Source organism: Psychrobacillus sp. FSL H8-0487 (genome assembly GCF_038008385.1).
GTDB lineage: Bacteria > Bacillota > Bacilli > Bacillales_A > Planococcaceae > Psychrobacillus > Psychrobacillus psychrotolerans.
This window is the reverse complement of the sequence record NZ_JBBOZA010000001.1, coordinates 1,956,102-1,982,303: the sequence shown is the minus strand read 5'-3', so window position 1 is coordinate 1,982,303 and position 26,202 is coordinate 1,956,102. Positions and strand designations below refer to the sequence as shown.

Annotated in this window: 36 protein-coding genes and 1 pseudogene; 31 read left to right on the top strand and 6 right to left on the bottom strand. The window is 33.0% G+C overall.

What is annotated here, in order from left to right; genetic code table 11:
- The first annotated feature begins 55 nt into the window (after nt 1–55).
- The 10 genes from MHI47_RS09900 to MHI47_RS09855 all read left to right on the top strand — a co-directional run bounded on the left by MHI47_RS09900 (nt 56) and on the right by MHI47_RS09855 (nt 5,611).
- Nucleotides 56–652 carry a histidine phosphatase family protein gene (locus MHI47_RS09900; RefSeq protein WP_340830662.1) on the top strand — a complete coding sequence of 199 codons (597 nt, stop codon included), beginning with the start codon at nt 56–58 and terminating at the stop codon, nt 650–652.
- Between the two features lie 93 nt (nt 653–745).
- Nucleotides 746–1,153, top strand: a complete 408-nt coding sequence (locus tag MHI47_RS09895; RefSeq protein ID WP_340830661.1) for a DUF4181 domain-containing protein — start codon at nt 746–748, stop codon at nt 1,151–1,153.
- A gap of 937 nt (nt 1,154–2,090) precedes the next feature.
- Entirely contained in the window at nt 2,091–2,222 is a 132-nt protein-coding gene (locus MHI47_RS09890; RefSeq protein WP_340830660.1) for a hypothetical protein, read from the top strand.
- A gap of 98 nt (nt 2,223–2,320) precedes the next feature.
- The gene (locus MHI47_RS09885) at nt 2,321–2,551 is read left to right on the top strand and encodes an ATP-dependent Lon protease (protein WP_340830659.1); all 231 of its coding nucleotides are present in this window, start codon (nt 2,321–2,323) and stop codon (nt 2,549–2,551) included.
- Nucleotides 2,552–2,800: 249 nt separating this feature from the next.
- Entirely contained in the window at nt 2,801–3,088 is a 288-nt protein-coding gene (locus tag MHI47_RS09880) for a hypothetical protein (protein WP_340830657.1), read from the top strand.
- Nucleotides 3,089–3,265: 177 nt separating this feature from the next.
- Nucleotides 3,266–3,706 carry a terpene synthase gene (locus tag MHI47_RS09875; protein ID WP_340769346.1) on the top strand — a complete coding sequence of 147 codons (441 nt, stop codon included), beginning with the start codon at nt 3,266–3,268 and terminating at the stop codon, nt 3,704–3,706.
- Nucleotides 3,707–3,843: 137 nt separating this feature from the next.
- Complete coding sequence (locus tag MHI47_RS09870) at nt 3,844–4,050, top strand: permease (RefSeq protein WP_340830656.1); 207 nt, start codon at nt 3,844–3,846, stop codon at nt 4,048–4,050.
- Nucleotides 4,051–4,147: 97 nt separating this feature from the next.
- Nucleotides 4,148–4,504 carry a hypothetical protein gene (locus tag MHI47_RS09865; RefSeq protein ID WP_340769345.1) on the top strand — a complete coding sequence of 119 codons (357 nt, stop codon included), beginning with the start codon at nt 4,148–4,150 and terminating at the stop codon, nt 4,502–4,504.
- Nucleotides 4,505–4,661: 157 nt separating this feature from the next.
- Nucleotides 4,662–4,856 carry a hypothetical protein gene (locus tag MHI47_RS09860; RefSeq protein ID WP_340830654.1) on the top strand — a complete coding sequence of 65 codons (195 nt, stop codon included), beginning with the start codon at nt 4,662–4,664 and terminating at the stop codon, nt 4,854–4,856.
- A 239-nt stretch (nt 4,857–5,095) separates the two neighbouring features.
- Nucleotides 5,096–5,611, top strand: a complete 516-nt coding sequence (locus MHI47_RS09855; RefSeq protein WP_340830653.1) for a hypothetical protein — start codon at nt 5,096–5,098, stop codon at nt 5,609–5,611.
- 732 nt (nt 5,612–6,343) lie between these two features.
- Here MHI47_RS09855 and MHI47_RS09850 read toward each other — a convergent pair.
- Complete coding sequence (locus MHI47_RS09850; protein ID WP_340832025.1) at nt 6,344–6,625, bottom strand: tyrosine-type recombinase/integrase; 282 nt, start codon at nt 6,623–6,625, stop codon at nt 6,344–6,346.
- A 524-nt stretch (nt 6,626–7,149) separates the two neighbouring features.
- Here MHI47_RS09850 and MHI47_RS09845 point away from each other — a divergent pair.
- The 9 genes from MHI47_RS09845 (at nt 7,150) to MHI47_RS09805 (ending at nt 13,782) form a co-directional block, all read left to right on the top strand.
- Nucleotides 7,150–7,461 carry a hypothetical protein gene (locus tag MHI47_RS09845; RefSeq protein ID WP_340830652.1) on the top strand — a complete coding sequence of 104 codons (312 nt, stop codon included), beginning with the start codon at nt 7,150–7,152 and terminating at the stop codon, nt 7,459–7,461.
- Between the two features lie 170 nt (nt 7,462–7,631).
- Nucleotides 7,632–7,883: a hypothetical protein gene (locus MHI47_RS09840; RefSeq protein WP_340830651.1), complete on the top strand. Its 252-nt coding sequence runs from the start codon at nt 7,632–7,634 to the stop codon at nt 7,881–7,883.
- A gap of 131 nt (nt 7,884–8,014) precedes the next feature.
- Entirely contained in the window at nt 8,015–8,590 is a 576-nt protein-coding gene (locus MHI47_RS09835; protein ID WP_340830650.1) for a hypothetical protein, read from the top strand.
- A 105-nt stretch (nt 8,591–8,695) separates the two neighbouring features.
- On the top strand, nt 8,696–9,421 hold the full coding sequence (locus MHI47_RS09830) for an alpha/beta fold hydrolase (RefSeq protein WP_340830649.1): 726 nt from the start codon (nt 8,696–8,698) through the stop codon (nt 9,419–9,421).
- A gap of 91 nt (nt 9,422–9,512) precedes the next feature.
- Nucleotides 9,513–9,962: a hypothetical protein gene (locus tag MHI47_RS09825; protein ID WP_340830648.1), complete on the top strand. Its 450-nt coding sequence runs from the start codon at nt 9,513–9,515 to the stop codon at nt 9,960–9,962.
- Between the two features lie 280 nt (nt 9,963–10,242).
- A complete protein-coding gene (locus tag MHI47_RS09820) occupies nt 10,243–12,246 on the top strand; it encodes an ABC transporter permease subunit (protein WP_340830647.1) in 2,004 nt (667 codons plus the stop codon).
- A gap of 188 nt (nt 12,247–12,434) precedes the next feature.
- Entirely contained in the window at nt 12,435–12,800 is a 366-nt protein-coding gene (locus MHI47_RS09815; protein ID WP_340830646.1) for a hypothetical protein, read from the top strand.
- Nucleotides 12,801–12,987: 187 nt separating this feature from the next.
- Nucleotides 12,988–13,218, top strand: a complete 231-nt coding sequence (locus MHI47_RS09810; RefSeq protein WP_093533974.1) for a hypothetical protein — start codon at nt 12,988–12,990, stop codon at nt 13,216–13,218.
- Between the two features lie 132 nt (nt 13,219–13,350).
- Nucleotides 13,351–13,782 carry a hypothetical protein gene (locus tag MHI47_RS09805; RefSeq protein WP_340830645.1) on the top strand — a complete coding sequence of 144 codons (432 nt, stop codon included), beginning with the start codon at nt 13,351–13,353 and terminating at the stop codon, nt 13,780–13,782.
- 263 nt (nt 13,783–14,045) lie between these two features.
- Here the strand turns inward: MHI47_RS09805 and MHI47_RS09800 are convergent, their stop codons facing one another.
- Entirely contained in the window at nt 14,046–14,585 is a 540-nt protein-coding gene (locus MHI47_RS09800; RefSeq protein ID WP_340762375.1) for a GNAT family N-acetyltransferase, read from the bottom strand.
- 410 nt (nt 14,586–14,995) lie between these two features.
- On the opposite strand from MHI47_RS09800, the gene MHI47_RS09795 reads away from it, so the two are divergent.
- From MHI47_RS09795 to MHI47_RS09765, 7 genes are all read left to right on the top strand, one after another.
- Entirely contained in the window at nt 14,996–15,301 is a 306-nt protein-coding gene (locus MHI47_RS09795) for a hypothetical protein (protein ID WP_340830644.1), read from the top strand.
- 106 nt (nt 15,302–15,407) lie between these two features.
- On the top strand, nt 15,408–15,674 hold the full coding sequence (locus MHI47_RS09790) for a hypothetical protein (protein ID WP_340830642.1): 267 nt from the start codon (nt 15,408–15,410) through the stop codon (nt 15,672–15,674).
- Between the two features lie 383 nt (nt 15,675–16,057).
- Complete coding sequence (locus tag MHI47_RS09785) at nt 16,058–16,312, top strand: hypothetical protein (protein ID WP_340762367.1); 255 nt, start codon at nt 16,058–16,060, stop codon at nt 16,310–16,312.
- 202 nt (nt 16,313–16,514) lie between these two features.
- Nucleotides 16,515–17,108, top strand: coding sequence for a sigma-70 family RNA polymerase sigma factor (locus MHI47_RS09780; RefSeq protein WP_340830641.1), 594 nt, complete (start codon nt 16,515–16,517; stop codon nt 17,106–17,108).
- Nucleotides 17,101–17,841 carry a hypothetical protein gene (locus MHI47_RS09775; RefSeq protein WP_093534018.1) on the top strand — a complete coding sequence of 247 codons (741 nt, stop codon included), beginning with the start codon at nt 17,101–17,103 and terminating at the stop codon, nt 17,839–17,841. Before MHI47_RS09780 ends, MHI47_RS09775 begins: the two co-directional genes overlap by 8 nt.
- Nucleotides 17,842–17,991: 150 nt before the next feature.
- Complete coding sequence (locus MHI47_RS09770) at nt 17,992–18,276, top strand: 3-isopropylmalate dehydrogenase (protein WP_093534020.1); 285 nt, start codon at nt 17,992–17,994, stop codon at nt 18,274–18,276.
- Between the two features lie 165 nt (nt 18,277–18,441).
- Nucleotides 18,442–18,996: a GNAT family N-acetyltransferase gene (locus MHI47_RS09765; RefSeq protein ID WP_093534022.1), complete on the top strand. Its 555-nt coding sequence runs from the start codon at nt 18,442–18,444 to the stop codon at nt 18,994–18,996.
- Between the two features lie 245 nt (nt 18,997–19,241).
- Here the strand turns inward: MHI47_RS09765 and MHI47_RS09760 are convergent, their stop codons facing one another.
- Nucleotides 19,242–19,502, bottom strand: a complete 261-nt coding sequence (locus tag MHI47_RS09760) for a hypothetical protein (RefSeq protein ID WP_340769324.1) — start codon at nt 19,500–19,502, stop codon at nt 19,242–19,244.
- Between the two features lie 147 nt (nt 19,503–19,649).
- Nucleotides 19,650–20,477: an SDR family oxidoreductase gene (locus MHI47_RS09755; RefSeq protein WP_340830640.1), complete on the bottom strand. Its 828-nt coding sequence runs from the start codon at nt 20,475–20,477 to the stop codon at nt 19,650–19,652.
- 99 nt (nt 20,478–20,576) lie between these two features.
- On the opposite strand from MHI47_RS09755, the gene MHI47_RS09750 reads away from it, so the two are divergent.
- The 3 genes from MHI47_RS09750 (at nt 20,577) to MHI47_RS09740 (ending at nt 21,776) form a co-directional block, all read left to right on the top strand.
- Nucleotides 20,577–21,086 (top strand): TetR family transcriptional regulator, encoded by a 510-nt coding sequence (locus MHI47_RS09750; protein ID WP_340830639.1) that lies wholly within the window; start codon nt 20,577–20,579, stop codon nt 21,084–21,086.
- Nucleotides 21,087–21,124: 38 nt separating this feature from the next.
- Nucleotides 21,125–21,424 (top strand): hypothetical protein, encoded by a 300-nt coding sequence (locus MHI47_RS09745; RefSeq protein ID WP_340830638.1) that lies wholly within the window; start codon nt 21,125–21,127, stop codon nt 21,422–21,424.
- Between the two features lie 106 nt (nt 21,425–21,530).
- Complete coding sequence (locus MHI47_RS09740; RefSeq protein WP_340830637.1) at nt 21,531–21,776, top strand: hypothetical protein; 246 nt, start codon at nt 21,531–21,533, stop codon at nt 21,774–21,776.
- A gap of 59 nt (nt 21,777–21,835) precedes the next feature.
- Here the strand turns inward: MHI47_RS09740 and MHI47_RS09735 are convergent.
- Nucleotides 21,836–22,692: pseudogene (locus tag MHI47_RS09735) on the bottom strand (manganese catalase family protein).
- Between the two features lie 157 nt (nt 22,693–22,849).
- On the opposite strand from MHI47_RS09735, the gene MHI47_RS09730 reads away from it, so the two are divergent.
- Nucleotides 22,850–24,850, top strand: a complete 2,001-nt coding sequence (locus tag MHI47_RS09730) for an ABC1 kinase family protein (RefSeq protein ID WP_340830636.1) — start codon at nt 22,850–22,852, stop codon at nt 24,848–24,850.
- A gap of 69 nt (nt 24,851–24,919) precedes the next feature.
- On the opposite strand, the gene MHI47_RS09725 is transcribed toward MHI47_RS09730, so the two are convergent.
- Nucleotides 24,920–25,516: a hypothetical protein gene (locus MHI47_RS09725; protein ID WP_340830635.1), complete on the bottom strand. Its 597-nt coding sequence runs from the start codon at nt 25,514–25,516 to the stop codon at nt 24,920–24,922.
- A gap of 161 nt (nt 25,517–25,677) precedes the next feature.
- Here MHI47_RS09725 and MHI47_RS09720 point away from each other — a divergent pair, with 161 nt between their 5' ends.
- Entirely contained in the window at nt 25,678–26,157 is a 480-nt protein-coding gene (locus MHI47_RS09720) for a DinB family protein (RefSeq protein ID WP_093534037.1), read from the top strand.
- Nucleotides 26,158–26,202: the final 45 nt, after the last annotated feature.

Below are 26,202 nucleotides of genomic sequence, written 5' to 3'. Positions count from 1 at the left end.
AACAGAATTTTAAAAAGTTTATGTTTAGAAAACGAGTTTAATTAAAGGAGTTTGTATGGAGATTTCATTAATTAGGCATGGTAAATCACAATGGACCGAAAATGATAGAATCACTTTTGCAGAATTTAAGAATTGGGTTGAAAAGTATGACTTTAACGGTGTAATTGAAGAATCAACATTCCCTCAAATCACTATTGAAAAAGTAGCAGTTGCAAAGGTTGTAGTTACCAGTGATTTAAAAAGGTCTATTGACTCGGCATGCTTATTAAATCCAGCATCCAAAACAATTTCGGATCCTTTATTTCGAGAAACAGAATTACCTGCTCATCCAACAATATTATTTAATCTGAAATTAAAGCCAAATAACTGGGCGGTAATTTTAAGGATATTATGGTTTTGTGGCTATTCTAAGGAATGCGAGTCTTATAGTAAGGCGAAATTGAGAGCAACCATGGCTTCACAACAACTAATAAATTACGCCAATGAACATGAATCAATAGTTTTAGTTGGTCATGGTTTTTTTAATATTTTAATCGCAAAGGAATTGCGGAAAATGGGTTGGAAAGGCACAAGAACAACTGGTGTAAAAAATTGGAATTGTACTACCTATTCCTTGTTAACCTCGAGAGGCGAGCATTCCTATATTAAGTGAGTCGTGTTTTTCTACGGGAGCCTTTTCTTCAAGCAGGAGTAAAGACTTTCTCTCCTCAAAAAAGCCTCAGATAAATAGAATAGGAGGATTTTAGTGTCCTGGATAAAATTATGTTTAATTTTAATAATTGTTTTTGTCCTTATTTCAATAGTTAAGCTTTTTCTGAGGAACCTACTCCAAATTGAGAAAGTGAAAAAGGAGTTTTTTTCATTTAATTACATAAACAAGTCACATCGAAAAATTGATAAAGGTTTAAGAATTTTTTCTGCAGTTACTTTAATCACTCTCTCTTATGTGCTGTTGTTTTATTATGAAGAATTAATATCCCTTTTATTAATTCCCTTAATTGTTTTTATCGTACTGGATTATATAGTAAGAGCGTTTTTTGAATGGAAATATACAGAACATCCGAAACAATCTATTTTGACTATATCGGAAATGTTTCTAATTTTAATAGCAGTAATAGTTGTTTTTGAATTTAAATTACTCGTTCCCTATTAAATTAAGGGTTGGATAAAATGAGAGAGGAAATTGAAACTTAAAAGTACATGTATTTCAGGAATTGAAGATAAGAATAGGAGGTATTGGTAATCGATCCTGTTTATCTTCTTTTTTGTCTTTATTATTTCTAATGGGGAGATTCCTAAAAATGTTGGATAATCTGTATGTTACAAACATGCTTTTTACATTTGGCTATGTTAAAGGTAAAAGTTGATTTTTAGAAAAAGCATAATGAATTTTACCTAATTCTAAAAGTTTGTGAAAGAATATACTTTAACTAACGCGGCAGTTTAGTTGAATAAGAAGGTTTTTTTACGATTGTGTTGAATAAGTTTATATATGTAAATTTTTGAATGAGAGAGGTTCTTTACTTCAAGTCTGGGGTTAGCACTTTTCTTGAAAGTAATGATATAGAAGAATTTAATAAGATGGAATAATTGAGGTGAAGATTGTGGCTAATTTATTGATTGTAATAGGAATTGTTTTTTGTATATCGCAATTTTTCTTAGCTAGACAAAATAAGGTGAAAACGTCAGTATTTCTAGCTATTTTATTTAGTATTATTGTATTTTTGATGATTTTATTTGAACTTGTTGTTTTAAAATTATTTTTAATCGTGTGCGTTATCATACTATGGGTTTTATCTATTTGGGCTATTACAAAAAAGAAAAAGTAATATTCTTATTAAGCTAACGGGTGTTTTACTTCAAAAAGGAGTAAAGCCTTTTTTCTTATTGACCTAAAGCAGCAGTTTAGTTTAATAAGCACAATGGATTTATGATGAGTTTAAACGGAATCTTTATATAAATGTAACCACATTTCATTTCAAACGTATTCAAGTAAAGAAGCAGTTTAGTTCCTCGGAGGGATTGCTATTAAAAGTTTATTAATATCTTTGATGTATTGGCTTATTGGTGTACTTATAGCTGTATTTATTGTGAGTTTATGGAAAAACGGAGAAGTAGAATGGGGACGTTTTGTTGGTTTGGGTATAGGTGGTCTAATTGGCACAGTTATATTAGGAATAATGAAAGCTTTTAAAAATAAAGAAAATGAAAGAGTCAATTGAGTTTGTTTTCTTATTTAAGTAACAGATAGCTTTAGTTAAAAATTGTTGAGCTGATGGATCTTTGGGGAGTATAGGTAGGCAGATTAAGGGGGAGTTTTGTGAAATTATTGTTATCCATTCTATTAGCTGGTCTTTTAGGTATCTTGGCTCTCTTCGGTTATATTGGAATCTATATCATATGTGCAATTATTGTCGGAGTCATTTTCAGGTCCTTTATTTTAATTAATGAGATTCATAAACAAGTAGTACCAGCCAATAGCAATGACAGGGTGAAAGAGGCGTACGGAAGATATATAAAAGAGAGAGACGAAAAAGAAATGGAAAATTAATGTGCGACTTTTATCTACTAACGGGTGCTTTAGTGAAAATCATGGGTTGCTTAGGCAACTCTTTTTTCTTATTGAACTAGCGAAGCAGGTTAGTTGAAAAGTGTTATTTACCACGTGTTCAACAATATGCATTTTGTGTATGAAATTCGAGTCGACAGGAAAGGTGATGGATTGAGTCTAATTCAAGTTATATATATAGTGCTTATATGGACAATACCTAGTCTGGGTTCTTGGAATTCCTTCAGAAAAATGGAGAAAGAGAAACAGATAGAGCTTATAAAAGAGTGGAGAAGTCCTTTATCTATTTTAGGTATTATACCTAGTTTTATTGGTTTGCTCGTATATCTTACAGGATCTGTTGCAGCATCTGACATAAAAGTCTTACGTGATTTGGGAATCGCTTTAGCACTATTTGGTTGGTTTGTAATTTGGGTAGTAGGTCTGATAAAAGGAGAGGAAAATACTTTTAAGTGTATTGCTATGATATTAATAGGGATTTCCGTACTAATTGCTTATATCTATCTGTTTTCTTACTAAACTAAGGGTTGCTTTACTTCAAGAAGGAGTAAAACCTTATTGATCTAAAGAAGCAGGTTAGTTCAATAAGAAAATGTTTGTTTTTTATAGTTTCAGAAGGGCAATTTGTTTAAACTGAAGAATATGTACAGATATATTGCTGCAGGTCATAAATTCATAATTGAATAGGTGAAAAAAATGATTTCAATCGATAGAAAACTAAGATTACGAGATTTAGAAGTTTTTCGTTTCTTTAAAGACAATAAAATGCTGGCTTATGTCATTATTGAAGATACTAGAGGACCCTTTACAGAAGAAGATAAAAAGCTAGAACCACTCTGTTTTTTAGATGACGAAGATATAAATGTAATTGTTAATGTATTTAGAATTTATCTCCTTTCAGATGAACCTTTAGAAAAAGAAGATTCGAATATGTTAAGACAGTTTTTTGGAGAATTAGTAGACATTAGTTCTGTTACAAACTATATTACTCAAGAATTTATACATAAAGACTTATATGAACATGTGGATGATTCTTGGGATATTAAAACTTATCAAAGAATGTTAGATATAGTTGGTTCAAAGTATAAAATCCAATCAATTGATGAAAAAAATTGGTTAAATTTATCTCAAGAATAATGTCAATTTAGTTGAAGCATGGGTTGGCTTAGGCAACTCTTTTTTCTATTGAACTAACGCCGCAGTTTAGTTCAACAGTTGTATAATAAATGGATATCTTTAGTTTGAAAATCACATGTTGGTACAGGGAGGATTGTATGTGGAGTTTTAGCACTTTTAAAGACAAGCGTTACTGGATTCTTTTGATTACAGCTATAATTATCTTCGTCCTGTTCGCTGTTTTTACCCCGGATTATATCCTTGAAAAACCTTACTTTGCACCATTTACAATGCTTATAGGTGTAGCTTTATTCTGGTCGACATATCATCTTTGGAAGTATTTTGGTGAAAAAGAAGTGAAATAATACAGGATGACAGTTGCGATTTGCAACTTGTTTGTTCAACTAACGGGTGCTTTGGTTTAAGATGAGGATTAACGAATTTAAAGGAGTGGACTTTAGCGTGAAACTGATTTGTCAAACCTGTAAATTAGAAATTACTAAGGAAGTAAAAGAGCTGGAAGATATCGGTTTATTAAATGAAAATGACCGTCAAGATTATATTCCAGAAGGATTTTTTATGATTGGCGATGGGGAATATACAATAAAACCAAAAGATTTTATCATTATTAACCTTAAAGATATAAAAAACTCAGGTTATCATCCTGATTTAAGAAGGCAACAAGGATGTTGTGGTTCTGATGGTTCGAATGGTATGAACCGAATTTGTTCAAATAATCATGAGATTGGCATTGAAATATCAGATTGTTGGTTGCCTCACCTGGTTGCATTAAATCCAGAAACAGTTAAATTTATTTGAATATTTTAGAGGATATATAATATTATCTTGTTGAACTAACGAGGTGCTTTACTTCAAGAAGGAGGTAAAGCATTTTTTCTTATTGTACAAACGCCGCAGGTTAGTTGAATATCAAAAGCCTGCAATAGAGATAGAAAACTAGAAATGGGTGATAAACATGAAAACAAAAACATTACCGTTAAAAGTCGGACTCGTTCTCTTGAGTATCTTTCAAGTCTATACAATCATGACTAGATGGGGCGAGGACACGCGAGGAACAATCATTGCCAGCGTAATTCTAGTAGGCTGTATATTATTACTGATGACAGACATGTTTTTTAGTAGAGATAATAGAAATAATCACGCAAAATAAAAAGGAGGTCCTTCACATTTTATAAAATGTACACTAGGTTGTACTTCAATTAACTGGTGCTTTACTTCAAGAAGGAGTAAAGCCTTTTTTCTTATTGAACTAAAGCAGGAGGCAGTTGAACAAATTACCACAAGATTTATTGAAACGAAAACTACGAAATTCTGTCTAATTATAAAAGGGGTGACGATATTAAAAAACTTAGCCTAATTTTGTCTTTAATATTTTTATCAATAGGGTTATTGGGCTGTCAACAAAGTGGTAAAAAGGAGGAACTCAACAACGAAATTACTAAAAATGTAACCGATTCTACTAATCAAAATATGCCAAAAGTTATGCCAAGTGATTTTGATTTTTCTATTCAGTTCGGTGTACAAAAAAAGAATGAAATTAATACTTTCGAAGGAACAGTGACTAAGGATTTAATAGCAGATGGTACTGCAACCACAGAGTTAATCTTAACAGAAGAAGAAATGAAAGATATTTATGAGGAAATGCAAGAAATTAATATAGCCGAAACGAAGGAATTTACACCTGAACCTATAAACGGAACGGTTTGTATGCAAGAACCTTACGAAGAAGATGAGTGGAAAATTATTATCAACGGTGAAACGTTAAAACTTTCAATTTCAGGGAAACACTGCGAACCAACGAACGATGGAAAACAACTAATTGAGTTGAGAAATTATGTCTTTAATATAATTAAAAGCAAGGGTGAATATAAATCACTCCCAGAGTCCAATGGAGGGTACCAATAGTTATTCAACTAACGGGTGGTTTACTTCAAGATGGTAAAGCTTTTTTCTTATTGTACTAACGGTGCGGGTTAGTTGAATAAGGATAGTTATGAATTACTAGGGGAAATACACCTATAATTTAGGGTGATGTAAATTAATGGAAGTTTAGCTCTCTTATTGCTTGTTTTCAGTATTTAAATTTGTGGGTTAGTAATGGAAGAGTTTATGTTATATCGAAATGTAAATATTTGCGAAAATGGAGGTTGAAAAATGAAAACACTCAAAAAGCTAATTTTTTTTATTATTACTTATAACATAATATTTTCATTATTCTTAAAATTACAGTACATTTACAGATTTAATAAAGTGGATGATATTTCTTCATCAATTATGTATGCTTTAATTTTCTCGCTTTATTTCACTATAATTCCTTTAGCTTGTTTCTGCATTAGTTGGTATATTTCATATAAATTTCTTATTCAGAAATTACAAATTAACTCTGTATTAAACCCAGTCTTAATTCTTCTAATTACTGTAATTTTATCCTATAATGTCACGGAAATAATGGTCCATGACTTTTTTGTTTCATTAATGACAGTGATAAGTACTATTTTAACTTTATCTCTACTTTTCTATATATTTAGAAAAGATGGTAGTGCCTCGATTAAAACTACGTGAAGAGTTACTTGAAAGGAAAATGGATAATATATCAGTGGTTGTAGGAAAAATTGTAAACTTTCACTAACGGGTGCTTTACTTCAGAAAGAGTAAACCCCTTTTTCCTATTGAACTAAAGAAAGAAGCAACATGCCTTGCTCTTACAAAGATGGCTGTATTATGGTTATTACGGCTTTCTAAATAGCGTTTAAGGCATATGTCATAACGTGTATTAAAATAAACTTCCCTTTCCTTATTGCCCTTCCCTCTCACGATCGCAGATTGATTGGACCAGTAAATATGGTTCTTTTCTAACGATACTATTTCTCCAATTCGACAACCTGTAGAAAACATGTATTCAAATATCTCTTTTTCCATAGCAGAATGACAGGATTCACGAAGGTATTCAATCTCCCTTTCGGTTAAGTACTTGGTATCCACTTCCCTAGGTTCTTTAATCTTGGAAGTTGGATTCCTCCCTTGGAAACCTTCTCATGGGACCAACGAAAAAATCACTTCAAAAAACGGATACGATGTGCAAGACTGGCCATTTTTAAATGCTTGCCGGATATAGCGAGATATTCCTTCAGTTGATTTGTATCTAGCAATTTCATTTCTACATGCTTAAAATAACCTATTAGTAGCAAAGACTGTAACCGGTAGGCCTTCAACGTTTGTGGCGAAAATCCCTCTATTCGCTTATCCGCTTCAAACGAAGCCCATGCTTTTGATAGTTAACTTCCATTCCCCCTAAAATATTAATATTAAAAGGATTATTGGCAACTTAATAGAATTATAGACATAGGGCGTGTTTTGACTAACGCAACAGTTTAGTTGAATAATGTGTTAGGATTCCTACATTGGTTTATTTGAAAATACAACACAAAGTGAGGTAAATCCTATTGAAGAAAAAATGGCTTATAAATGTTTTTGCTTTGATAATTTTTTTAGGAGTAATAATATATTTTAATTATCAAAACTATCGGTTAGGTGAGAGAGAAGAGAGAGAAGAACTTCTAGCTGCTGTCGTATTTGATTTAGTTGAAATTGAATCAATTTCTAAAGAAGATGTCAAAGAAATAAAGGTTTTTCGTCAAGATGCGGGAGTTTATCCGTTCTACTATAATATTACTGTGAAGTTAAATAATGGTAAAGAATTAAGTTATGAATGGGCAAATAAAGAAAAAAGCAGCTTAGTAGTTTCAATTTATTGAAAAGTAGAGGAGTAATAGTAATGCGAAATTTAGAGCATTGTACATAAATTTAAGAGGTGCTTTAGTGAAAATTAGGCTGTGTTTGTCATAGTCTGTTCTTACTGTGCTAAAGTCGCAGTTTAGTGTAATAAGATGTTGGATATTACACTAAATTAAAAAGAGGGTATACGATGAAGAACTTGGGAATAATTTTAATCTTTTTAGGTGCTATTCTTATGGGTTTAAGTGGTTTAGAAAAGGTGCTTATTTTTACATCATTTACAGGTGGAGTTCATCAAATGCAGGCTATTATTGATTTAACACCATCATATATTTGGAGTATAACGAATATTACATTTGGATTTGGACTTATTTCTATTATTATTGGCGTAGTTTTATTTTTAAAAGAGTTTAAAACCCAAAACACTAAAAAATTTCTTTGAGTAACTAAAATCATCTTAAAGTAACGGGTGCTTTAGTTAAGTGGCTAGCTTGTAAAGGTAGCTTTTTCTTATTGAACTAACGCCGCAGTTCAGTTAAATTATGGGATTAAATTATTAGGGGGAGTTTACAGATGAAAAAATGGGAATTTGTAATACCATTGTTAATTGTAGTCACATTTATATTTTTTATAAGTGGGTGTAGGTTTACGGCGTTAAGTGCTGCCAAAAGTAATGATTTTCTTTCGAAAGATGCTGAGTTGATAGAACAATATGATACAGATTCATCTGTTATATTTTTATTTAAGAGCGATGAAGCAGAGATATACCAAACCGTAGTATCTGAAAAGTCAGGTGTGCTTTTCCGCAGTAGGGCATCAACTAACATTCCGTATAGTTCTGATAAAATTCAAACAGTTGGAGGTATTAGCATAACCACTGGTAATGATGCGGCTACCTTATTGAGTGTAATCTCATACGATGAAGAAGTCGCATATATAGATGCTGGTATTGAGCCTAATATAGAAAGAAAAGAGATACAGAATGGAGAACGTATTTCTTTCTTGTATCCATTTAGTGAACAATTAGACTTTCTTTACCCAACTGCATTTAATAAAGACGGAAAAAAGCTTTATTATTACGGATACCCAAAAGATACAAATGTATCTAACACTGAAGATTTGAAGTGGCATAAAATCGAAGCACAATAATAAATTTCGGTCGTCGAATATTAATCTAACGGTGCAGTTATAGTATAAGAAGAGGTTTGTATTATCTAAGTAGGTTCTTAAAGCAGATAATAAAGGGGGATATTGGTGGTTGAGAAATACATTACAGTAGAAAATGGAAGGATATGGACTGAAAAAAGAGGGCAAGGCGGGGTTCCAATCATTTTAATAAGTGGTGGACCTGGATCTAGTAATTATTTAGAACCAGTGTCTTCTCTTATTGATGATATTTGTGAGGTTATTATGTTTGATCCTAAAGGCTGTGGTCGTTCCGGTTATGATGGAAACGGTTATGATTTAGAAACTTGTCTTAAAGACATTGAAAGAATTCGTGAAGAGTACGAGTTTAAAAAGTGGATGGTAATTGGTCACTCTTGGGGAGCTGATTTAGGTTTAGCCTATTCATTGTTATTTCCTCAATCTATTTTAGGATACGTTTCTATATCGGGAACTGGAGTACAAAATGATAGGGACTGGAAGGATATCTATAATCGGAAGAAAGAAGAAATTGGTGAATTGAAACCAGATTTTGAGTTTGAGGTTAATAAGATGGTTCATCGTTCGTTGATTAATTCTTGGAGAGCATTCATTAAAAAACCATTATTATTAAAGGATATCTCACAACTTCAATTACCCTCATTGTTCATTTATGCAGAAAATGATATTCGTCCATCTTGGTCAATTAGGCAGGTTTCAAGCCTTATTAGTAATTCTAGATATATCGAAATCAAGGGGGCTGAACATTATATTTGGTTAGGTAGAAAGAATGAATTAGGTGAAGTTCTCAGAGCTTTTATTAAAACATTATATTAATTTCCTTCCAGATAGAATTTTTCTTATAGAACTAACGAAGCGGTTTAGTTGAACAAGAAATTTATGTAAAATAAGGTTGGGGTGTTTATTTATGAATTATCGTTTGTACTTTGCTGTACCTACATTTTCGTTAGATGAAAGCGACTACTTTCCAATGACAGATAACTATTATTATTGGATTCCTTTAATGGAATATTTCTTAAAAGGCTCAGACACCATAGAAATACATTTATGGTACGATGAAAAACAAGCAATAGAAGAAATCATTTACTTATCCAATCTTACGGAAATACCAATGGAACAAAAATTAACTCGCTATAAAGGAAATTTAACCCCTAAAATTATAGATTATATTTTGAGAAACAACGTAACCACCAATGGAAGACTAAAGTGGTTCTCCATTTTTTTAAGTAAAGACGGCCAATCCATTTTTAGCTCAGAACACTGGGGAACAGAATTCTTTGCACATTTTGTTAATAAAAATGATATCTCATTCATTAAATCAGTTATGCCAAAAGATACTAATTTTCATAAACTATAATATCTAACGGGTACTTAGTTACATGCGGCTGCCTGTAAGGGTGGCTTTTTCTAATTGAACTAACGGTACAGTTAGTTCAAGAAGGAACTTATCGATAATTGAAAAAATAAAAATCAGGAGCTATATATGGGGACTGACAACTGAATGACTAATATTGCTTCTTTTTATTAACTTCAAAATTAATTAAAATACACAATATTCAATTTAAAATGAAACTTCTCTCTAAATCTAACGTAAAAAAATAAACAAAGAAATTTATACAAAGAATTAAGGGGGAATTATGAAAAATTTAAGTTTGTCCATACAAAAGTATATCCTGGGTGTATTTGGGATTATTTTATTAAGTTGTGTACCTATTCTCTTTACACAAGGAAGTCTTTTCAATTTTAAACTGTTTTTTAAAGAGTTTATTAGTGTATGTACAGCTTTGATAACCCCATCTGAATGGCATCTCAATTACAAATCATTCAACTTATCATTAACAACAATAGAAACGATTCCATTTTCTCTAAGTAGTTACTTTGAGGGGCCATATCTTTATTCTATGACAATACTTGTTCTTGCTTTATTATTTTCTCTATTCGTATCCTTTCTATTTGCTGTAATGACAGCAAGTAGCAAAGGAAATTTTAAAAAGCTTATGTCACGTGTTTCTGAACTTTTAACGACCATTCCTGATATCACATACATATATATTTTTCAAATTGCAGTTGTACAAGTTTATTTAATTACTGGCTATCGTTTTTTATCTTTTTATAGTTTAGGTGGGGAGAAGGTTTACGCAGCACCTATTCTCTGCTTAGCTGTCGTGCCGACTATCTTATTTTTTAAACTTTTCGTAGTCCTGTTCGCGTTAGAGATGGAACAGCACTATGTAGATCTTGCAAAATCTAAAGGGTTATCGAAAATGCAAATTTTGATTAAACATTGTACGTCGAATGTCTTAAAAAGTGTCTTCCATCAATCAAAATCAATTGTCTGGCTTACATTGTCTTCCTTGTTAATCATTGAATATCTTTTTGGTATTCAAGGGATTCTCTACTATTTACGCCATGATTTTAGTCCACAGGGCATAACCTTTATATTAATTTCCATTTTCACGCCATTTTATATTTTTTATCAAATAGGAGAAAGAATGGTAAATAAGGGAGAAACGGAGCGAAATGTTCTTTTTGAAAAAATGCATGTGCCTTTATTTGATAAAGAACAATGGAAATCTATCTTCCTGATGAAAAGTATAAAGAGTTTCAAGGTAAAGCTTAATCCTTTTAATAATTTTATCTTTAAGATTCCGCTGTTCATTTTACTATCCTTGTTAGCAATTAGCTTTGGCTATTTCTTTTTTTATGATGATCATATTGAACAGATTAATTTTGTCTATAATGAAGCCGGAAAAATTGTGAGTAGAGCTCCACACCCACCATCTTCAAGCATGATATTCGGTACAGATCCATATGGCTATTCTATATTCCAACAGCTACTAGTTGGTATTAAGTATACAATTCTCGTAACATTGATTATTGCCACCATTCGTGTAGTAATTGGATATATCTTTGGGGTTATTTATGTTTTCTTTTTAAACAGAAAAGGCAGAAAAATAATCAACTCTATAGCTGATGGTATGCACTTTTTACCTTTGACATTGTTAGTGTTTATTTTACTTGTACCAGTCTTGACCACTTCTACAGGAGCTTGGGAAACAACTCTTGGGGAGAGATTGTTTATTCAAATAATGATCATGTCCCTTATTGTATTACCGGTAACAACTAGTCTCATTGGAAATGAAATGAATGATGCACTGAAAAAAGAATATGTACAAAGCTCGGTGGTGATGGGAGGCTCCCTAATTTGGATTATCAACAAGCATTTGAACCCTCAATTATGGAATAAGCTTTTACTGTACTGGACGCAGCATGTGGTTCAAGTTCTACAAATGTTTGTTCATTTAGGTATATTATCTCTTTTTGTTGGGGGTGCAAGAAGTTATCCGGACTCTCCTGGGCGTTTAGTTCCCGAAATATATGAGCTATCCGGAATGATTTCTATTTCAAGAGAAGTATTTACGACAAAGCAATATTGGATGATTATTCCTCCTATTTTAGTATTTATGTTATTAATTTATTGTTTTAATAAGATAGCAGAAGGCATCGCTACCAAAGATACGGGAAAAATTCTGAAAAAGAAACAAAAAAGAAAGTCATTAATGGTCAATGAAAAAACAGAAGATTTGACCAAAAAAACAACTTTGCCACGTGATTATAGTCGAGTTTATAATAGGCTTTAATTACAGATGTATCAGCTCATAATTGCTAAAACGCTTTTCAACCTCTGTATTTCTGCGTTGTTTACTGTATAGAGGGGCTAACTAGTGCTTTACTTCAAGAAGGAGTAAAGCCTTTGTTCTTAATGAACTAAAGTAGTAGTTTAGTTCATTAAGATATCAACGGACGGAACAACAGATAGGGGTTATTTATGAGAACTATCACTATTAGTCTAATATTTTTATTTTTTCTTTCTGGATGTTCACAAAGTGTAGGTAATCCAACAGCAAGCGACATAATAAAAGAAAATGAAGATGCAGATATCTTTCAATGGAATGGTTTAGTTTATTTGAATGCTTCCAACATAGAGAGGGTTCAAGAATTAGAACTTATAAAAGGCCAAGAACTCGGCGAAATCACTAGACAAACCAGTAATAAGTGGTTATTTAAAGATGGCGTAGCTACTGAATTACCAGTAGGGACGAAAATATATGAGTCCAATGATGATGATACCTATAATTTGATTATTGAATTGGAAGAGGAAGAAATTGTTTACGTAGTCTTACTTGAAGGATAAAAAATGCTTCTTCAACTAACGAGTGCTTTACTTCAACAAGGGATAAAGCTTTTTTCTGATTATAAATGGAAAATTTATATAAAATTGGAACATCTATTGGTTTCAAACGTATTAAAGTAAAGCAGCAAGTTAGTTGAATAAAGAAGATTGAAAGGAAAGTAATTCATAAAAAAAGGGGGGGGAGAAGGTGGACTTATTACTCTGGATAACTACTGGTTTCATGCTAATCGGATTAGTTGTTCTCGTTACTATGAAAAAAGGTATGGAAAGTAAGGTCGCTTTTATAAAAGCAAATATGGACAAGGAGGAAAATTCCTCAAAAGCTAAATCCGTAATTTGGTGGATAAGGAGTAGCACTGCTTGGGGAGTAGGGGGTATATTTCTTGTTGTTTGGTGGTTTAATAATTATTTTGGATAACAGTCGGTTTCATATGTACTTAAACTAGCGGATGCATTACTTCAAGAAGGAGGAAAGCCTTTTTTCTTATTGAAGTAACGCGGCAGGTTAGTTTAGTTGAATAAGAGCTAATTATTATTGGGGGCTTATTATATGAAATATTTCTTGAAGTTAAATGTTGTTAGTATTCTGTACGCTCTTATGGTATTTGTTCCTCTTGAACTTATGTTAAATGTGTATAGAATTAGTAGACTGACAAATTGGGAAATTAGGACGGTAAATATTCTAGCGGGCATAACGCTTATTATTAAGATTATAGGTGGTACAATACTAATCCTTATCTTAACAAAAAAGTGGTTGCGTGGACGAAAGGCGAACTTTTTCACAGTAATTCTTTGGGTACCCTATTTTGTTCTTCTAATTTATGTAATCGCATCTTTATTTCCAATAACTAATGGTGGAGATACCCCCAATCCTGTTACTGGTCTTTTAGCAACAGGAGGATTGATAGTTTATCCGTTCTATATACTAATTCTCAATTTTGCCTGTATAAAAAATGATGATAAAACAATTGGGACTGTGTAATATAGAGGATTTTTTGCGGAGTTGTACTTATCACTAGCGGATGCATTACTTCAAGAAGGAGGAAAGCCTTTTTTCTTATTGAAGTAACGCGGCAGGTTAGTTCAATAAGAAAATCTAGTCTTATTCAACTTCCATGGAAGAACGTATTTTTCTTCCACATTCTGTGTTAAAGCAGGACTTTACGTAAAAAATAATAAAACTTCCACTCATAATTTAAATGAGTGGAGATAGAGATTGTCTAATAATTAGAATGAATTACAAGGTTAGTCATTCGGATTTAATATAGCTAGCATTTGATGATCTTCCCAAGAACCATTAATCTTAACATTTTTCTTAGCTATTCCTTCTTTATGGAAACCAGCCTTTTCTAATACTCGAATGGAACCAATGTTAACTGGCATAACTCCAGCTTCAATTCGATGTAATTTTAGAATTTCGAAAGCATAATTAACAACTAAATTAGTAGCTTCCGTAGTATAACCTTTGCCATTATGTTCTTGGTCTAAAGAATAGCCTAAAAGTGCACTTTCACGAGGTCCACGGAGAACTTGAAACAAACCAATAGTACCTATAAGAATATCATCATTAATTTTAAAAATTCCGAACCTATATTCTATTTCTTTTTTTGTATTTTGTTCCCATTTTTCGATTAATTCTTTCTGAGTTGCTAAAGTCCAGTAATTTTCTGGGTGATTTATAGAATAGTTTTCAAAAAATGCTTGATTTCTCTTTTCTAAACTTAGTAATTCGACAGCATCTGAGAGTATAAGAGGTCGTATATATACATTATTATTTTTGGACATCTAACCTTCCTTTCTGTATGTATGGAACTTACCTATAAAATTATATCACGCAGATAATGTGTAATAAAAGAGACGGTGACGGTGCTTAGACAACTAACCCGTTCAGTTGAGTGGTACAAAACTTAAATTAAACACATAAGTGGGCTGTTAATTGACATATAATTAACAGTCCATTTTTCATTGATATATAGCGATTTTCACTGAATTAAATACCCTTTTAACACAACTAATAGCAACTAAATCATCCAAGTAACAATGGTTATTGTTATTTGGAAAAACAATGCTAAATAGCTTGTTATAATGTTAATGCTATTTTGAATATTTTAAAAATGGCTGTATAGTATAAGGTAGATGTTAAATTTTGTCTTATTCTACTAACGTACGCAATTACTTAAATTAGGGGGATGGTTTTGAATATAGTGTTTATCATTATTTTAGTGTTTTCTTTACTCGCTTCTATGCTAACTTCTATTTGGTTATTGAAAATGAAGAACAAGAAATGGCAAGCAAGGTTAGTTGCATTTAGTATAAATACACTTATTCTGTCAATAGCAACAATCCTACTTTACAAGTTAGACGTTCAAACATTTCATAAACAGACAGAAGGATTATTTAGTAGTTTAGGTATAGGTGTATTGATGTTTTTCATTCCAATAATTACATTCCTAAATTTTTGGATACTCGAATTTTTTAAAAATAAAAGTATGATTATATAACGTGATAAATAAATTTCCATTGTCGAATATTCAACTAACGCAGCAGTTAGTTTAATAAGAAGGCATACTTAAAGAAGGATTTGCAATTGAGAGGAAGTGGAAGTTGGTGGATAGTATAAAGAACCATTACTTTTATATTGTCATTGGATATATAGGTACTTTATTAATTTTTCTTGCTGGTCTTAGGTACATTTTAATCATAGATGATGTCACAGGACGTGGACTCATAATGTTTGGACTTGTTTTTATCCTAAGTAGTTTAAGATTTATGGAATCCAAATTTCTTACAGTAAAAGAAAGACGAATTGTTAATTGGTCATTCTTTAGTGTGGCGGCAATAATTGCTATAATTGGTTTGTATAAATATCATTGAATTATTTTCAACTAACGGGTGCGTTAATGGAAGATTGGGATATCGAAATAGTTATGGCTTAGTTCTCACTCAAGGAGAACTAAGCCATTTTATGCGTCAAAAATAAAGCTAATTGATATGTTAATTTCGATGATAATTTACATATAAATATACTGCTAATTCTAATGTTATTTTGAATGTTTGTACCATTGAACTGAACGGGTTATTAGACAACTAACGGGTGCTTTACTTCAAGAAGGAGTAAAGCCTTTTTCTTATTGAACTAAAGCGGCAGGTTAATTGAATAAGCAGGTATTTTTAAAAGGTTGTAGAAGCAGTTATTGTAAGGGGAATTATTTAAGAAGATTAATAAGAGTAAATTGTAATGAGAAAAGGGGATTCAAATGAATTTAAAGCATTTTCTTTCTGGTGCTTCAGTAGCGTTTGCGGTTATTCTGTTTAGACTAATTGATGAATATGTAATCGACATTACTACGTTGTTAGGAGCATTTATGGTAGCTATTTTTTCAGGGGTTGTTGTCAAAGCTATTCAATCCATACCAACATTAGATAGAGAACTAAAAAAACCTACGTATTTGACTTTATGGATAATAGCTTTTGTCTGTTTAATAGGTTCTTTTCATTTCTTCGATTTATAATTATAGAACTCAGGATGTAGTCTTTATATAACTAATGGGTGCTTTAGTAAAATAAATGAGCTTTTTGAACATACTCAGCTCATTTTTTTATTTATATTAAAATCAACCTTTATCTTTAGCGTATCCTTACATTTTATTGAAAAAACGCAATATATTCATGATTACTATCGTCTTATATATAGAGAGATGGAAAGGGGAGATTTTGTTGGATAGTAAGGAAATATTACCGATTCATTTCAATTCTTACGGACTAGATGGCCTAGATGTGCTAAAGGCTAATCCGATTAAGGCTGTAGAAATTATCATGAATACATACGGTAACGATGTTAAAAAATTTGTTTATACCTACTTACATAATGAAGCGGATACAGATGATGTAACGCAAGAAGTCTTTGTGACTGTATATTTGAAACTAAGTACATATAAAGGTAAATCATCACTTAAAAGCTGGATTTACTCAATTGCTGCGAATAAGTGTAAAGATCATTTGAGAGGTCATCGTTTACGTCAAAGTAAATTAATCGAGAGAATTACTAGGAATTCAATATCCTCAAAATTAAATGAAGTACCAGAAGAGTACCTACAAAGCACTATCAAGGAAGGACTCTTTGAGAAAGTAATGGAATTGCCTATTAAATATAGAGAAGTCGTTATTCTTTATTACTTCAAAGAATTATCTATCAAAGAGATTAGCTTCATATTAAACGAGAAGGAACCGACATTACAATCACGTTTGTCTCGATCAAGAAGTAAATTAAGAGAATTAATAAATGAAGGGGGTATCATTCTTGGATAAACATTTAAAAGAATTTAATTTTGAAGAAAAAATAAACACTACATTTACAGAAGAAAATAAAAAAAGAGTATTAGGAAAAATCGATGAAATAGAAAAGAAACGCAAAAAGAAAAACAGCTATTTTGCGAACGGTCTTACATTAGCATTTTCGGTTGGACTATTAATCTTCGGATTTAATTTTGTCTCTAATAATATAGAAGGTACAAAAGAAAATGCTGCTGATTCTAATACAGAAAGTGAATTAATTTTGAATCAAAATGGAGAAGAACCAACGGAGGTTATAGCAACTGAAGATGACGAGAAGGAAAAAGAAGAATTAGAAGTTGGTGCATACTTTGATTATTTTTGGTATCCTGAGAAACTTAATACGCATGAGGATTATGATTATTCCGACTCAAACTACAATCTCTATGTCGCTCACCTAAGAGCTGCACTTATTACAGATAATGCTATATTTCTACCAGGTCGTATGGATTATTCTACCTATAAGAGATATTTAGATAGTATATTATTTTATTTAAATGAAATTGTGCCTGGCGAAGAAAAAATAGAGGAATTTCAAATGGCTGTTCAATTAGCTGAGCAAGCTATTGACAATGAGGTAGAAAAAGGAGATCCAATTTTAGATGACTTGCATATGATTCTACACGAGTTAGATGAATATTATAATGCAGAGGCATTTCAAGATCATATAACAAGTGAGAATGGCATCATAATTGATTTTAAAGAGTAAATTGTTTCCTTAGAAACTGCTATCATTTTTGAATGTACTGATGTACTATCTAATAGATTAATTAACTGAAATTTCTTTGTCTTTCGAGTGCTTTACTCCTAGAGATTTCTAGTTTTTATCGGTAAAATTTGTTTGTCAAAGGGGCATTCTATGGATATCTTTCTTATAATACTTATGTACTTTTTTATCATTATTGCAAATGTTATTGGGTTTATATATTACAGAAAAAAGAAAAGTCTATATTTTGCTGCCTTTATAATATTGTTATTAGCAGTTTTGTTTGGGACAATCGGTGGGGCATTAGCAGTATTTATTATTCGTGATGCTTTTGCAATATTTTATGGTTTCCAACTAGGTCAATATCTAATAGTAAACAGTATTATTGTTTTTCTTATTGCCATTTTAGTAACTGCGATAAAGAAATTTAGGAACTGAAAAGGTAACGTGAAAAGTCCCTATCAATAACGAAACTTTTGATTACTATATCCGTACTTTATAAAACGAGGGAGTCACTTTTATGAGGACTAATCGGAAGTAAGTAATTAAAAATGCCAGTAGAAATAACAGCAGAAAAACAGAGAAATGAAGTGGAGAGAGCACATGAATAATTTAAACCTATTACTAGTTAAGCACAATCAGATGGAAAGTGAACGTCTCTTATTACGTCCAATTACGCTCAATGATGCTGAAGATATGTTTGAATATACATCTGATGAAGAAACTACACGTTTTATTTATGAACACCATAAAGATTTGGAGCAAACTAAAAATTTAATTGCAAATTATTTTGTGAAAGAGCCTATCGGTAAATATGCTATTGTACTGAGAGAAAGCAACAAAATGGTAGGCGCTATCGAGTTTAGGGTGGATGATTGGAACAAAAGTGGAGACCTAGGCTTTACATTAAATAGGCATTACTGGGGTAAAGGCTACATGACAGAAGCGGGGAAACTAATACTAAGTTTAGCTTTTAATGTAATGGGGCTAGAGCGTGTATTTTCAGCACATGAGGTTAAGAATAGTGCTTCTGGAAAAGTATTGGATCGTTTAGGTATGAAATGTGAGGGTATCCTTCGTAAAAACCAAATGATCAAAGGGCAACTAGTAGATAGTGTACATTATTCTATCTTAAAAGAAGAATATTTGGATTCCTGAAAAAGGAACAATGAATTAGAAAGTATGTAAACATGGATTTTTGAACCATATGGGAATACATTTAAAGTTTAAGAGATTTTACGTAGTTTTCCTATGAGCTTCATTTAAAAAATACGAAGGGGAACGTTGCTCAAACGTTTCTCTTTTTTGTCTATGGCGGGTACTGGAAGCATTAAAAAAAGCACTATTCACTAAAAGTGAATAGTGCTTTTATTGGTGCCAACATCAGGCGTTTGAGCTAATGTTTAGTCGTTCGCATCATCAACTGAATCGTTTACAGAACCTTCATCCTGTGTTTCTGGCTCTTCATTTTCTTCTACGTCCTCTATTTTTTCTTCCTCATTATTTGCTTCGTTTTCAATGCCTGTATCATTTTCTCCATCATCTTCTAACATTGGGTCATTTACTTCAATATCTTGTATTTCCGTATCCTCGTCATCTCCACAAGCACCAAGTATTAATAAAGATGATAAAGCTAATGGTAAAGCAATCATTTTTCTTTTCATGTTTTCTTCCTCCAGTATATATTTAAGATTTGTAGGCTTAGTTTATATGTACCTCAATTTACTAGATTTAAACTTATGAGTTTTCTAACAATAAAAAAAGTAGATAGAATAAATCAGTCTCTATCTACTTTCAAATATAATTTTTGATTAATCTTGGTTTTTTAACCCTTGAACGCGATTTAAATTAGCGATAGTGCCACCATCAACGCGTAAGTCAATACCTGTAATGTATGAAGCGGCATCGCTAAGTAAGAACTCAACAGCTGTAGCAATTTCAGATGCTTCACCTTCACGTCGTAAAGGCGTAATCTCCAGCATCATTTTCATCTGCTCTTGTTGGGAAGCTTCTTGGCGACCCATAGGCGTATTTATCGTACCAGGTGAAATGGATGTAATTCGAGCACCTTTCTCCCCCCAAGCCCAGGCTTGGTCTTCTACAATTAGAAGCACTCCTAATTTAGAAAGACTATATGATGCACCTGAGTCGCCTTGGGAAAACTGTTCCATTGTTTCAATTACATTATCAGCCAACGGATTTTTTAAGATTTCTGTATAAGGTCCTTGTCGAGGAGCCATGTGTCCACTCATAGAGGAGATACAAACAACTGAAGTACCTAAAGTTGCTAGTGGAAGAAATGCATCTAATATAATTCCTGTACCTACTAAATTCACCTCTGTAATGCGTTTAGAATCTGCCATTGTAGGTGATAGACCAGCAGTGTGAACAAGACCTTTCAACGTACCTAACTGGGAAGCTTTTTTGGCTAAGAGAGCAACATTTTCTTTTGAAGTGATATCAACTGTTTGATAGTGTACATCAGTAATACCTTTAGCTGCCAGTTCTTCTTTCGTTAGGATCAATCGTTCTTCCGAAACATCTGCTAATAATAGAGTTCCTTTATTACCGACTAGTTCAGCAGTTGCTTTACCCATTCCACCTGAACCACCTGTAATTACATAAACGTTTTTTGTCATGTTTACTTCCTCCTATGCTTGTTATACCATTATTGTAAACGCATTCGTCCATGAAGTAACAAGACAGTTTCACTCAAAATGTCCAGAGGGGTGTCACAATTGAAAATAGGCAAAGAAACGATCATTGAAGCATTTTTACAGTTGTTACACAAAAAAAGCTTTGAAGAGTTGTCAGTAAAAGAAATTATTCAAAAGGCTGGGTTTTCTCGCTCTACTTTTTATCTGCATTTTGCAGATAAATATGAGCTGATGGAGGATGTAAGACGCACCTTGAATGGCCATTTTCTATCATTTTATGAAATGGAATTCAACCAATGGGGTAAACCAATGACTCTTCACTTATGCGAACATATTTTTGAATATCGTTCGTTTTATGAATTAGAATTCTCTGATACGAACGCTATTCAAAAACTGTCCAATAGATTGGCGGCTCATTTACTACTTGTATTCGATGATCAGGATTATGCCATATTTGCCAGTTATGGAACGATTGGATATTTAACAATTTGGGTAAAAAATTCTTTTCAAATGAGTCCAGCTGAAGCGGCTGAGAAGTTATTGAAAATTGGTTTTACCAATTGGACGAAAAAAATAGGATATGAGATTTAACGTGTAATAAGAATCATCAGCAACGACAGGAGATAAAGATGAGAACATTACTGGAGTTAATCCGAATTATTTTTCTGTTTTTTATTGTAGTTGGCATAATCACCTTTGTAATAAATTCAATTTACTTGAAAATAGGAATTACTGCTGAAAAATATACTGGTTTCGGTTTTATTGCCGCTTTTGTTTTATTTTTTGTTCTTTATAGAAATAAGTGGCAATTTAGTGGTTGGTATAAAGGGAAAGGGAGACAAAAACTCCCGAAGAAACTATCAAAATACCTTGTTTTAAGTGCAATGTTTTTACTGTTATTACCACCGGTATTAAATCTTTTCCCATAATTACTGCAGCACCAAACTTTTACGCCTTTCGATTATTACTCGATGAATCTGTATAAACTCTTTGTATAGATTGATACTAAGTAAGAAAACAAAAAGGAGAGATACAATGGCTGTTTGTCCTCTATGTAACTCATTAAAAGTATTAAATATCGATTGCCCAACATGCAATTCTCCGCTAGAGAACTCAGGAAAAGTATCTGATTTTTTAGATCCGTATGGTCATTACAATGACGAGGAGACGGTAAAAATGGGGGATGGCTATCCAAACACAGCCAAAGATCAAATATGTCCACATTTAATGGTATGTCCAACTTGTGAGTATAATGTAGTAAAGTTCATACAAGAGGTGTAGTAGTCATTTATAAACGACGAAAAACTCAAGTGAAAATTCTACTTGAGTTTAATTGTTCGTTAATTTTGCATATCACTTAGACCCGGACTATGTTCATTTGGCATTTCGGGCATCAATGGTACTGGAAAACCAGCGGGTGGATCAGTAACCATCATAGTACCCCCATTACGACTAGGAGTAGTACCCTGAATTATTTCAGCCAATCTATTTGGATCTAGTCGGAAGTTAAATGCGGAATTGTGATAACCCATATCTATATACTTTCGACATTCTGGGTATTTGTTAATATCATAATTCGGGACAGGGAAGAGTTTGCCCCATTGTACTCCTAACGTTTCTAATGCTTTTGCAAATGCATTCTGATGGGAATTATCCGTACTATAAGGAACGCAAGCGTTTCTCGGAATGCCTTGTTAGAGCTCATTTCATATATCCTCGTTTTTTGTAGCACACCCGTAGATTCTAGCACAAGATTGTTGAGTAAATCTCCGATTAAATTCCCGTGACTGTAAACCCATGATCCGTTCCAAGGATTCCCTGCTGCATCTACTGGCAATGAAGCTTGAGCACCAATGATAAAGTGGTGTGGATTGGCGTGTTTGACGGCATCATTTAGTGGTGCCCCATCTACACCCGCGTTGCCAGGAACAGCCGATTCACCGGAATCATTTAATAATTGGTTGATCGTATTTTGTACAAGTTCTACATGTGCAATTTCCTCTAGAAATACGCCGCGCAATAAATCGCGGAATTGCGTATCTTTCCCTCTAAAGTTGGAACTTTGGAAAAAGTACTGCATCATCATTCGCATTTCACCATAATGACCGCCTAATATTTCTTGTAGAACCTTTGCGTCAGCTGAATCTGGCTGGTCTGGAACAATTTGGTTTATCAATTCTTCTTTGTAATAATACATGCCTCATCCTTATTTCAGTGTTATTCATGTAGTATTAGAAGCATTATTGTCTTTATACATTTAAATTTAATATGGAATTTATTTGTGAAAGCGATTGAAGATTAATAGAATGAAAGAAAGGGAAGAGATAATAAGTGAATGAAAGGATGTGCTGTTCGTGATTTATGTGAAGATATTATTTCAAGTTTTAGTAATCTCAAGCTTCATCTTTTTTGTAAGTGGACGTTTAATGGGCTCACAAATTAATTTCATCAAACGTATTTTGGCAGTAGTAATAAGCGTTTTCTTTACTTCCTTTGTATATTGGTATGCTTATTTACGCGGAACAGATTTCATGTCTGAGAGTTTTGTTTATACGTACATGGATGTCAGCACAATCATATGGATTGGAAGTATGTTGCTCATCTCTATGTTACTTTATCTTTTCTTTGAATTATTTGATCCAATGGCCATTGGAGAGAAAGGGCAAAGAGTATCGGGCAATAAATCCATTTGGATTCGTTTACGAAAACAGTGGCGTGGTCAGAGGCGAATGAGACAAGTTGTCCAAATTGCTATGAAAAATGGTATTTCACGGACCATAAAATATTCGAAGTTTAAAGAAAGCGAACGTGAACTAGCAAAAGCTTTTAGACAAACATTGGAGCAATCTGGTGGAATTTTTGTGAAGTTTGGGCAAGTACTTTCTACAAGAGGAGATATATTGCCTGTTGCTTTCATAAAGGAACTCGAATTACTTCAGCAGCATGTAAAACCTTTAACCAATGAACAGGTCAATTCCATTTTAGCAGCTCATCTACCATATAATATGGAGGATATGTTTGTTGAATTCGATTTGACACCTCTTGCATCAGCATCTATAGGGCAAGTACATAAAGCTATTCTTCGTGAAAACAATAAAGAAGTAGTAGTGAAAATTTTACGGCCTGATATAAAAGATATGATGCGTGATGATTTAAATATATTAGTAGACTTTGCTTCATGGTTCTCTGACAAATCTACATGGGCTGAAAAACTTGGGTTTCGCGAGCTTGCAATTGGATTTGCAGAAAATTTAAGAGAAGAAGTTAATTTTGAGATTGAAATGCGAAATGCTATCCAAGTCACTACTGCCTTGCAAGATAGTTCGTATAAAGTGAGAATACCTCATATATACACGGAACTAAGCAATAATCATTTAATTGTTTTTGAATACATTCATGGACAGAGTGTAGCAAATGGAGATACGTTATTTCGATCACTTGGAGCGGACAGAGAACAGTTTGCAAGGACTGTCTTATATTCATTTTTTGATCAATTACTGTATTCTGGAATCTTTCATGCAGATCCACATCCAGGCAATATCTTTATAGATGATGTAGACGGAACTCCTATTTTCTTAGACTTTGGAGCTGTGGGTCGATTGGCACAACCTCAGCAGGAAGGTATGAAGTTATTCTTATTAGGCATTCAACACAATGATGCGGATATTCTCTTTGATGCACTGTCACTACTAGTGGAAGATGTAGATCATGTTGAGCGAGAGAAGTTAGAACATGCAATGGCGCAATTATTGTTGCGGATTTCCTATATTTCTCATATTCCAACAGAGGAATTGATACAAGCCTTCTTTGAAGTAGTCCATAAATTCGGATTATCTTTCTACCCATCGGTAGGAATTGCACTTAGAGCACTGATCACACTTGACGGAACATTACACATGATAAAAAGGGACTTTGACATTTTTAATGAAGCGAAAGAATATTCTACTGAATATATGGCTTCGTTATGGAAAAAGCCATTTAAACAACCAAAGCAGACAATAGAGCGGTTGGAAGAGGAATTCGCATTACTATTACCTACCTTACGTAAAATACCAAGAAGAGTAGATCATCTCATTCAGCGAGTGGAAAGTGGCAAAATTACGTTACATCATGATATCTTTTCAGATAAAAGTAATTCTATGTTTGTTACGCAATTATTTTCTCGCTTCATCTTGCTTATGGTAGGCATTACTTTCGGTATTATATCCGTTGCCCTCCTTGCAATTGGTCAGTTTATAGAGGCAGAATTTGCAGTCTACTTGAATACAGCAGCATATGTGGGACTGTTCTTATGTGCGGTATTACTCGTTAGACTATCGATACAGGCTATACGATTGATGAAAAGTGACCGGTAACTCTATATTACTCAAAAAACCCATTTCTATTTGAAATGGGTTTTTTGAGTCAGAGTACGGGCATTTTTATTATGGTAATGATAAAGCGGGGTGTTCCCAGTAGCTATCTGCCACGAAAGAGAGATTCCCTGGATTAAAGTTTTCAAAGTTAATTTTATTTAACGTTTCTTTGCTCATTAGAACTACCATTACATCTCCATTTTCCACATTGCCATAACGATCTGTTAGGGGCGCTTGTACTATTAATGTGGCTTGGCTAACATCATCAAGTGCGTTCATCGCCTTCATAAAGTCTACTGTACGGTTTAATATGGACAACTTTAAGGATTCAGCAGATTTAAAGTTTTGCTCTAATGCAATCGTTTCGACTACACCACTTTCAAATCTAGAAGAAAGTACGGCATCTTCCTTTTCTTGCGGGGTTATTCCGAAATCTTGCATAATTAATGCTGCTGCAATTACTTCTGGTGTTTTATGACTTTGTACTATTTTTTCTTTTAGCTCTTCTTTTGCCATTTTTTTATAAAATGGCAAGGCAGAAATATCTTCTTTAACTGTTTGTTCCTTTTCTGTATGGTCTATTATATTTGCAAAAGTTACTATTCCTAAGAGGAAGATTATCAATATAAACCACCAGTATAAATGTTTTTTTGTAGTATCGGCCAAAGTAAAACTCCTTTCGCTTGAGGAACCCGTCAAGTATCATATGCATACTAGAAACTAAGTTATGTCTATAACTTCTATAGTCGCGGATTACTATAGTTGAATAAACCTTGAAGACTACTTACAATGGAAAAGAAAGTATGAACGAATAGGAGTCGATATAATTGTATAGAACGGTAAATGATTTTATAACGGATTGGTCTGATGCAGCAGAGGGGACATTAAGCGTGCTCCAGTCATTAACTGATGAAAAATTAGATCAAGCGATTGTTGAAGGACATAGTACTCTTGGTTGGTTAGGGTGGCATCTTGCGACAAGTCCCGTATTTTTCGCAGGATTAGTAGGATTAAATGTGGAAGCAGCCGTTGATAAAAACAAAGAAGCAATAACGGTTAAAGACATTGTCGAAACATATAAAAAAATCGTCGAGGCTGTTAAAACGGAAGCGAAAACTAATCTTACAGATGACAGATTGATCGAGAAGATTCAAAGCTTTGCAGGAGAAACAACTAGAGGAGTTTTGCTACACAAACTTCTTGATCATCAAACACATCATCGTGGTCAAATGACGGTCCTTCTACGTCAAGCAGGACTTCCTGTACCGGGTGTTATGGGACCAACGAAAGAACAACAACGAGGTTAATGAATACAAAAAAAAAACAGGATAACCAATATTATGGTTATCCTG